The sequence below is a fragment of the Autumnicola edwardsiae genome (assembly GCF_031846505.1).
Lineage (GTDB): Bacteria > Bacteroidota > Bacteroidia > Flavobacteriales > Flavobacteriaceae > Autumnicola > Autumnicola edwardsiae.
On sequence record NZ_JAVRHP010000112.1, the window covers coordinates 1 to 9,386 of the forward strand.

Annotated in this window: 8 protein-coding genes; 7 read left to right on the plus strand and 1 reads right to left on the minus strand. The window is 39.9% G+C overall.

Going from position 1 to position 9,386, the window contains the following annotated elements; translation table 11 throughout:
• Window positions 1–244: 244 nt before the first annotated feature.
• Window positions 245–1,498, minus strand: coding sequence for an ABC transporter permease (locus RM529_RS14850; RefSeq protein ID WP_311485536.1), 1,254 nt, complete (start codon window positions 1,496–1,498; stop codon window positions 245–247).
• 143 nt (window positions 1,499–1,641) lie between these two features.
• Here RM529_RS14850 and purH point away from each other — a divergent pair, with 143 nt between their 5' ends.
• The 7 genes from purH to RM529_RS14885 form a co-directional block, all read left to right on the plus strand.
• Entirely contained in the window at window positions 1,642–3,174 is a 1,533-nt protein-coding gene (gene purH, locus RM529_RS14855) for a bifunctional phosphoribosylaminoimidazolecarboxamide formyltransferase/IMP cyclohydrolase (protein WP_311485537.1), read from the plus strand.
• Window positions 3,175–3,211: 37 nt separating this feature from the next.
• Window positions 3,212–4,240 carry a rod shape-determining protein gene (locus tag RM529_RS14860; RefSeq protein WP_311485538.1) on the plus strand — a complete coding sequence of 343 codons (1,029 nt, stop codon included), beginning with the start codon at window positions 3,212–3,214 and terminating at the stop codon, window positions 4,238–4,240.
• A gap of 14 nt (window positions 4,241–4,254) precedes the next feature.
• Window positions 4,255–5,076 carry a rod shape-determining protein MreC gene (gene mreC, locus RM529_RS14865; RefSeq protein ID WP_311485539.1) on the plus strand — a complete coding sequence of 274 codons (822 nt, stop codon included), beginning with the start codon at window positions 4,255–4,257 and terminating at the stop codon, window positions 5,074–5,076.
• Entirely contained in the window at window positions 5,069–5,575 is a 507-nt protein-coding gene (mreD, locus tag RM529_RS14870; protein ID WP_311485540.1) for a rod shape-determining protein MreD, read from the plus strand. Before mreC ends, mreD begins: the two co-directional genes overlap by 8 nt.
• A complete protein-coding gene (gene mrdA, locus RM529_RS14875; RefSeq protein WP_311485541.1) occupies window positions 5,572–7,440 on the plus strand; it encodes a penicillin-binding protein 2 in 1,869 nt (622 codons plus the stop codon). Before mreD ends, mrdA begins: the two co-directional genes overlap by 4 nt.
• A 1-nt stretch (window position 7,441) precedes the next feature.
• Window positions 7,442–8,689: a rod shape-determining protein RodA gene (gene rodA, locus RM529_RS14880; RefSeq protein WP_311485542.1), complete on the plus strand. Its 1,248-nt coding sequence runs from the start codon at window positions 7,442–7,444 to the stop codon at window positions 8,687–8,689.
• A 35-nt stretch (window positions 8,690–8,724) separates the two neighbouring features.
• On the plus strand, window positions 8,725–9,386 hold a 662-nt coding region (locus tag RM529_RS14885), incomplete at its 3' end, for a GIY-YIG nuclease family protein (RefSeq protein WP_311485543.1).

Here is a 9,386-nt window from a genome sequence, read left to right on the forward strand (position 1 = left end):
AGTTTAAGGGAAATCTTTCAAATTAAACTACAAAAACTTACAGGTCGATAATTGACATTTTCGGCATAGCTCCGTTTCAAAAAATCCTGCGCAAATCAGCGGGAGCATTAAGAATTCATTTGTGAATTTGTGGTAAAAAATAACGGTCGATAATTGCCATTTTTGAGGCATTGCTGGAAAAGGAGAGAAAATTCAGAATTTAAAATTCAACATTTAAAATAGCTTCCAACTTCGCTTCCCAAAATCACATTCCCGTCCTGATTGCTTCTACAGGATCTAATCTTGAAGCCGATATTGCAGGGATAATCCCGGAAATAAGCCCAATAATTGCAGAAACTGCAGTCCCAATGAAGATGTTCGTTGGGGACAGCACAAATTCGAAGTCCCCCGTAAATTGCGAAGCAATAAGCGAAATCAGCCAAACAAAGAAAAGTCCGATTAATCCTCCAATCACCGAAAGAATGATGGCTTCAAAAAGAAATTGCGACAAGATAAAGCGATTTTTGGCTCCCAGGGATTTCTGAATTCCGATTAAATTGGTTCGCTCTTTTACACTCACAAACATAATATTTGCAATTCCAAAGCCACCCACCAACAATGAAAATCCGCTAATAATCAAGCCAATTACGTTGAGCTGACCTGTAATTACGTCTATTGTATCTGCAAACCCCTGAACCTGGTTAACGAAAAAAGTACTGACTTCATCAGGTTTTAGTCCGCGGTAATTTCTGAGCTGCTGTTCTACTACTGCAAGAAATTCATCATTATCTACTCCATCTTCAGGTTTTAAAATAATTTGCGCAAAAATACTCTTATTATTGTCTCCGAATATCCGACGAGTTAAATTTACCGGCACCATCACCTGGCCATCCCGCGAATTACCAAACAATCCTGAACCTTGTTTTTCCAACACGCCAATTACTGTTAACCTCCTGCCGTACATCCTCACCTGTTTTCCTAACGGATTAGTATTTTCAAAAAGGTTGTTGGCAATTTCATACCCCATCACGATTACAGATGCTCCACTGGCAGATTCAGATTCATTAAAAAATCGTCCTTCGGAAATTTCAAATTCTTCAATATCATAAAAACCACTGGTAATGGGCATGACACTCACCCCGGTACTGGTAATATCTTTATATTTTATAGATTCATCCGGCACACCCTGGGCGAAAGTCGAAGCTTCCACATCTGGAACACTACGGGTAAGGTGCTGGTATTCATCATAAGAAACATTGGGAAACTGTTCCCTTTTCCACTGCGGAATATCTGTAGCACCAAAAGAATATTTCATTAGAATTACGGTACTATTATCCAAAGAACTAAGACTTCCCTTCACCTCACGCTCCAGTGAATCTACAGCAGCAAGCACAGCAATAATGGAGAATATCCCTATGGTAACCCCCAGCAAAGAAAGGAAAGTTCGCAGCTTATTATTCCGCAGTGCATTTAATGCAAAAAAGAAACTCTCTTTTAAAACTCGTAGATAAAGAAGCATAAGAAACCACTGTTTTTATAGGAATCATAGATAAGACGACGGCATTAAATATTCGTTACAAAATTAATTAATAAATAAGAACAACAGCCTTTAATTTTTTTGAGTGAATTACTTACTTTTGCCACCCTAACAAACACAACATAATGAGTAACTTAAAACAAGCTAAATCTGCCCTAATTTCCGTTTTCAGTAAAGAAGGTTTAGCTCCAATTGCTAAGAAACTAAATGACCTTGGGATCACCATTTATTCTACCGGTGGCACCGAAAAATTTATAAAAGACCTTGGAATAGAAGTAGTTCCTGTTGAAGATGTTACGTCTTACCCATCCATCCTGGGTGGGAGAGTAAAAACACTTCATCCAAAAGTTTTTGGCGGGATCCTTAACCGCCAGGATAATGAAGGTGATGTTAGCGAATTGGAAAAGTTTGAGATTCCTCAAATAGATATTGTGATTGTAGATTTGTATCCTTTTGAAAAGACCGTAGCTTCCGGCGCTTCAGAACAGGATATTATTGAAAAAATTGATATTGGCGGAATTTCGCTAATCCGGGCGGCGGCAAAGAATTTTAAGGATGTGATTTGTGTTTCTTCAGTAAACGATTATGAGGAATTTGAAGGATTGCTAACGGAAAAGAATGGAGAAACAAGTCTTGCAGACCGGAAAAAATTCGCAGCCAAAGCTTTTAATATTTCTTCTCATTATGATACGGCAATTTTCAACTACTTTAATACAGAGACAGAAATTCCTGCCTATAAAGAAAGTATCTTAACGGGAAAGGCATTGCGATATGGGGAGAATCCTCATCAAAAAGGAACCTTTTTCGGCGAATTCGAGGAAATATTCGACAAACTCCACGGGAAGGAACTTTCCTACAATAATCTCCTCGATGTAGATGCAGCGGTAAATTTAATGGCCGAATTTAAAGGTGATGCCCCTACTTTTGCAATTTTGAAGCACAATAATGCGTGCGGACTCGCGCAAAGAGACAGCATTCACCAGGCTTATATAGATGCACTTGCCGGCGATCCTGTATCCGCTTTCGGCGGAATTTTAATTAGTAATGTGGAAATTGATAAAGCTACTGCTGACGAAATACACAAGTTATTTTGTGAAGTGGTGATCGCACCTTCCTTTTCTTCCGAAGCAGAAGAAATTTTAAAAGGAAAAAAGAACAGGATTTTACTTGTTCAGAAAGAAACAAAACTACCGGAATTCCAGGTAAGAACCTGTCTTAATGGTGTTTTGGTTCAGGAGAAAGATAATATTACAGATGCTATTGAAGATTTAACTTTTGCGACAGAGAATAAACCTTCAGATGAAGAGTTATCTGACATGATATTTGCTTCAAAGATATGCAAACACACCAAATCCAATACTATCGTTTTAGCGAAAAACAAACAGCTTCTTGCCAGTGGTACGGGACAAACCTCCCGTGTAGATGCCTTGCGCCACAGTATTGAGAAAGCAAATTCATTTAAATTCGACCTAACAGGAGCTGTAATGGCAAGTGACGCTTTTTTCCCGTTTCCGGACTGCGTTGAAATTGCCGGAAATGCCGGAATTTCAGCAGTTATACAACCCGGAGGCTCAATAAAAGATAAAGACAGTATTGACTATTGCAGCCAAAATAATATTGCTATGGTGCTGACGGGAACGCGTCATTTCAAACATTAATTTAGTACATTTACCAAACCTCAACACATATTATTATATGGGATTTTTTGATTTTCTCATTGAAGAAATAGCAATAGATTTAGGGACCGCAAACACACTTATTATCCATAATGATAAAGTTGTGGTGGACAGTCCTTCCATAGTAGCCCGTGACAGGACTTCAGGAAAAATTACGGCAGTAGGAAAAGAAGCCGCCATGATGCAGGGTAAAACCCATGAAAACATCAAGACGATACGCCCACTCAAAGATGGAGTAATTGCTGACTTTGACGCAAGTGAGAAAATGCTTACAATGTTTATCAAGGAAATCCCGGCATTAAAGAAAAAGCTGTTCACCCCTGCCCTTCGTATGGTAATTTGTATTCCTTCCGGAATTACCGAAGTGGAAATGCGTGCGGTAAAAGAAAGTGCCGAGCGTGTAAACGGGAAAGAGGTTTACCTTATACACGAGCCTATGGCCGCGGCAATTGGGATTGGCGTAGACATTATGCAGCCAAAAGGAAACATGATTGTGGATATAGGTGGTGGTACTACAGAAATTGCAGTTATCGCCCTTGGGGGGATTGTTTGTGACAAATCTGTTAAAGTTGCCGGTGATGTTTTTACCAATGATATTGTCTATTACATGCGTACGCAACACAACCTCTATGTAGGGGAACGTACTGCGGAAAAAATAAAAATCCAGATTGGTGCTGCCACTGAAGATCTTGAAGTCCCGCCAGACGAGATGAGTGTTCAGGGACGAGATTTACTTACCGGAAAACCTAAACAGGTAAATATTTCTTACCGTGAGATTGCCAAAGCACTGGATAAATCCATACTGCGTATAGAAGACGCCGTAATGGAAACACTTTCACAAACACCACCAGAGCTGGCTGCAGATATTTACAATACCGGGATTTATCTTGCGGGTGGAGGTTCTATGCTTAGAGGTTTGGATAAAAGATTATCACAAAAAACAGATTTGCCCGTTTACATTGCGGAAGATCCATTGAGAGCCGTTGTAAGAGGTACCGGAATAACCCTAAAAACATTACATCGCTACAAAGGAATATTGATCAAATAGGGAAATAGGGTGTTATGCAGCAGATATTTAATTTTCTTATCCAGAATAAGAATAACATTCTTTTCTTATTACTGCTTGCGCTGTCGTTATTTTTAACCATTCAGACCCATTCTTTCCACAAAAGCAGGTTTATAAGTTCTGCAAACGCTGTAACAGGTGGTGTCTACTCCTGGGCCAATGACATACAGACCTATTTACATCTCGACGAATACAACGAGCGGCTTCTTGAAGAGAACAGGGAACTGCGGAATATCCTCACCAATTTAAGTGATACTACTGCAGTAGAAAGCTATCTTGATTCCACTTCCTTTAATGGCGATTATTTTTTTAGGGCAGCTACTGTTGTTAATAACAACTACTCAAAATTTGACAATTATCTCACTATAGACAAAGGGGAGAGCAATAGTATTGTACCCGAATATGGGGTGGTCACCAGCCAGGGTATTATAGGAATTGTAGATCGTGTAAATACCAATTTTTCCAGGGTAATTTCAATTCTAAACAGTCGGTCAAAAATCAATGCTCAGCTCAATAAAACCAATCACTTTGGAAGTTTAATCTGGGACGGGAAAGATCCAAATATCGTTCAGCTAATAGATGTGCCAAGACAGGCACCTGTAAAAAAAGGGGACACCATTGTTACAGGGGGGCGTTCGCTTATTTTCCCAAAAGGCCTTCCTATTGGAAGTATAGAAGATTTTAACCTGGATGCCACCGGGAGCTACTATACCATCAACATTAACCTGTTTAATGACATGACTAATATTGGCTATGTCTATGTGATAGAAAATAAGAACAAGGAAGAAATCGAAGCACTGAAGGAACAAAATGAATAGCAGCACCTTATCAAATATAGCTCGTTTCTTCGGCCTTATCTTTTTACAGGTCCTGGTACTCAATAACATTAATTTTTTAGGATACATAAATCCATATCTCTATTTTCTTTTTGTTCTTCTTTATCCTTTTAATCCAAACAGGAGCTTATTCCTTTTGCTGTCGTTTCTCCTTGGCATAAGTATTGATATTTTTGAAGACAGTGGCGGGATTCATGCTGCAGCTTGTTTAGTAGCTGCCTTTATTCGTCCACAGTTTTTACGTTTCTCGTTTGGAATAAGTTATGATCACCAAACCCTGCGGCTTTCTGCCACACCTTTTGGAGCAAAACTGAGTTATATTTTTTTGATGGTTGTAATTCACCACTTCATACTTTTTTCGCTGGAAATGTTTAGCTTTAAGCACATTATATCAATCCTGGAAAAGACTATATACTCAAGCCTTTTTACCATTATTTTAGTTTTCCTGAGCCTCGCGCTATTCAGTAAAAAATACAGATGAGAAGAGTACTCCTTTACATATTAATTATTACCACCGGAATCGCCTTTCTTGGCCGCTTGTTCTATTTACAGGTTGTAGATACTTCTTTTGCCCTGCGATCGCAGAACAATGCTATTAAAGTAGTATATGATTACCCCCAACGCGGCTATATCTACGATCGTAACGGCGAACTAATGGTTTCCAACCAGCCTTCTTACGATGTAATGGTGATCCCGAGAAACTTAAAACCTTTTGATACCACTGAATTCTGCAAGATCTTAAGCCTTAGCCCAGAGCAACTGGGGAAGAAACTGGACAAGGCAAAGATTTATTCTCCCATGCTACCATCTGTTGTTGTACCCCAGCTTACTAAGGGGGAATATGCATACCTGCAGGAGAAAATGCGCAAATATGAAGGATTTTATATTCAGAAGCGGTCTTTGCGGGATTACCAGGTAGACCACAGCGCCAACGTTTTGGGTTATATTTCTGAAGTGAACCAGAAAACCGTAAATGACAATCCCTATTATATTTCCGGAGATTTAATGGGCAGGCAAGGGGTTGAGCAGCAATATGAAGAATTGCTGAGAGGCGTAAAAGGTGTAAAACATATTCAGAAGGACAGGTTCAACAGAGATATTGGCCCCTACAAGGATGGTATTTACGATACCCTTCCCGAAAAAGGAAAAGATATAACCATTTCTATAGACGCTGCTTTACAGGCATACGGCGAACAATTAATGGAAAATAAGCGCGGAGGCATTGTAGCCATAGAGCCATCTTCAGGAGAAATTTTGTCGCTGGTTACGGCTCCAAGCTATGATCCTGCCAAGCTCGTAGGCCGGAAACGTTCTGAAAATTTCACGAAGCTCTGGTATGATACCATTGCCCAGCCCCTTTACGACCGCGGACTCTTAGCTGAATATCCTCCCGGATCACCTTTTAAAACAATGAACGCCCTTATAGGCCTTCAGGAAGGTGTTGTGGATACAGATGATACCTTCTCCTGTAATCATGGTTACAGTTACGGAAGAGGCCGGAAAATGGGATGCCACGCCCACCGTAGTCCGCTGGATATGGTGCCGGGAATTGCCAATTCCTGTAATGCGTATTTTGCAAATGTCTATAGAAGAATCATAGAAAAATACCCTACTCCGCAGGAAGGAATAGATACCTGGAACGCCCACTTAAAGAGCTTTGGACTGGGAGATTACTTAGGGAATGACCTTCAGAATGGCAGACCGGGAAAGATCCCTGATTCAGAATATTATAACAGGATTTACAACTATCCCACCTACAAATGGTACTCAACAGCCACATTATCTAATGCTATAGGACAGGGAGAAGTATTGTTAACTCCAATTCAGTTGGCAAATATGACCGCAACCATTGCAAACCGCGGATGGTTTTATACTCCGCATTTACTAAAAGAGGTGGAAGGGCAGAATATTAAAAATGAAAAATTCACAGTTAAGAACCATACCACTATAGATCCCCAAAATTTTATTCCGGTAGTAGAAGGAATGCATCAGGTTTACACCAATGGTACAGCTTCAAGCCTTAGAATTCCGGGAATTGAAATTGCCGGAAAAACAGGAACGGCAGAAAATTTCACCAGGATAGACGGAAAAAGGACACAACTCACAGACCACTCCATATTTGTTGCGTTCGCCCCCGTAAATGATCCGAAAATTGCAATTGCTGTATTTGTAGAAAATGGGTACTGGGGAAGCCGATATGCCGGAAGAATTGCCAGCCTTATGATAGAAAAATATATTCGTGGAAATATTACCCGTACTGATATGGAAGATTGGATTTTATCCCATAGCCTTGAAGAGGAATACGCCAAACCATTAAGCGGAGAACCTTTTATAATTAACCGTTAGTATGGCCAAAAGCTCAGTAGGATTCGACTGGACAACAATTCTTATTTACCTGGCCCTGGTACTTTTTGGATGGGCCAATATTTATTCTGCTTCCTTAAGCGGCACATCAACATCTTTTTTTGATCTTGGCGAAGTTCACGGAAAGCAGGCCCTCTGGATTGGACTCAGCTTTTTGCTGATAATCATAATCCTTTCTATAGAGGCCAAATTCTATCAACGCTTTTCCAGTGTTATTTATGCTGTAAATATTATATTCCTGGCCGGTTTATTTGTCTTCGGAAGTACAATCGCAGGGCAAACCGCCTGGTACGTAATTGGAGGAATCAGCATACAACCTGCAGAATTTGCCAAGGTAGCCACAGCTCTTGCCGTGGCAAAATACTTGAGCGGGATAGATGTTAAGTTACAGAATTTCACAGATCAACTGAAGGTTTTCTTAATTATTGGAATTCCGGTGTTTCTTGTACTTATGCAACCCGATGCAGGAAGTGCGCTGGTCTACTTCTCTTTTATTTTTCCGCTGTACCGGGAAGGGCTTCATTTTGAATATATTCTTTTAGGTTTTCTTGCTGTTTTGCTCTTTATTACCACGCTTCTGTTTGGCCCCTACTGGGTAATTGCAGGAACATTAACCGCAATTACTTTGTTCTACTTTGTTAACAAAAGAAAGCGGCCAAGTGCGCTAAAATATATTTTTATCGGCCTTTTGGCTATTGGATTTTCCCTTTCTGTAAATTATGTGTTTCAGAATGTTTTTAAGCAGCACCACAGGGATCGCTTCAATATTGTTCTGGGAAAGGAAGTAGACTCACGAGGAATTGGATATAACACCAATCAAAGTGAAATTGCGATAGGTAGCGGAGGTTGGACCGGCAAAGGTTGGACAGAAGGTACTCAGACCAAGGGGCATTTTGTACCAGAGCAGCATACAGATTATATATTCAGCACAGTTGGAGAGGAATGGGGTTTTGCAGGGAGTTCACTGCTGGTTATTCTTTTTGTTGTGCTTTTATTGCGGCTCATTATTCTTGCAGAAAGGCAGAAAAATCAATTTCACCGGGTTTATGGATACAGTGTGGCAGGTATTATTTTTATCCATTTCCTGATAAATATTGGAATGGTCATAGGGGTATTTCCCACAGTTGGAATTCCGCTACCTTTCTTAAGCTATGGAGGTTCGGGATTATGGGGATTTACGATCCTACTGTTTATATTTATTAAACTGGATTCTGAAAGGTTGTCTTTTTAAAAACAGCCAAGTGGCGGAGACTTAAAATTTAAAAGATGAAAAGCTTTGGTAAAACCATAAAGATATTTCTTGTTGATGGAGAGCCCAACGGCAGGATGACCTGCGAACTCTCAAACTGGACAGGAAAGGCTTTTAAAATTCCCCGAAAGAAAATAAAAGTCTCTTCTGATCGACCTGAATTGGAGAATACTGGTATATATATCCTCTTTGGGCGTTCTGATAAATCGGAGAACAAAGAACTCGCATACATAGGAGAAGCTGAGTGTATCTATAAGCGCTTAACTCAGCACCTCTCTGCTAAGGATTTTTGGAATGAAGCAATTGTCTTTGTCAGCAAAGATGAAAATTTAAACAAAGCCCATATAAAATATTTAGAGAGCAGGTTATATGAAATTGCGATACGAGTGAAAAGATATGACCTGGACAACGGAAATATCCCTCCCCGCCCTGTAATTTCCGAATCTGATCAGGCAGAAATGGAAGAATTTCTGGAGAATATAAAACTACTCGTTAATACTTTGGGGTTTAAGATATTTGAGGATCTTAGGGAAAACAGCCAATCTTTAGAAGACGAGATAAACAATACCTTTTACATAAGTGCTGTAAGAGGTGCAAATGGAAAAGGACAATTAACCAATGAAGGTTTTGTAGTACTTAAAAATTCACAGATTGCAAACTCCCCTGCAAAGTCTTTTCC

Bases quoted from the DNA above. Each gene is read 5' to 3' on its own strand.
- RM529_RS14850 (WP_311485536.1), bottom strand. From the start codon at position 1,498: ATGCTTCTTTATCTACGAGTTTTAAAAGAGAGTTTCTTTTTTGCATTA.
- purH (WP_311485537.1), top strand. From the start codon at position 1,642: ATGAGTAACTTAAAACAAGCTAAATCTGCCCTAATTTCCGTTTTCAGT.
- RM529_RS14860 (WP_311485538.1), top strand. From the start codon at position 3,212: ATGGGATTTTTTGATTTTCTCATTGAAGAAATAGCAATAGATTTAGGG.
- mreC (WP_311485539.1), top strand. From the start codon at position 4,255: ATGCAGCAGATATTTAATTTTCTTATCCAGAATAAGAATAACATTCTT.
- mreD (WP_311485540.1), top strand. From the start codon at position 5,069: ATGAATAGCAGCACCTTATCAAATATAGCTCGTTTCTTCGGCCTTATC.
- mrdA (WP_311485541.1), top strand. From the start codon at position 5,572: ATGAGAAGAGTACTCCTTTACATATTAATTATTACCACCGGAATCGCC.
- rodA (WP_311485542.1), top strand. From the start codon at position 7,442: ATGGCCAAAAGCTCAGTAGGATTCGACTGGACAACAATTCTTATTTAC.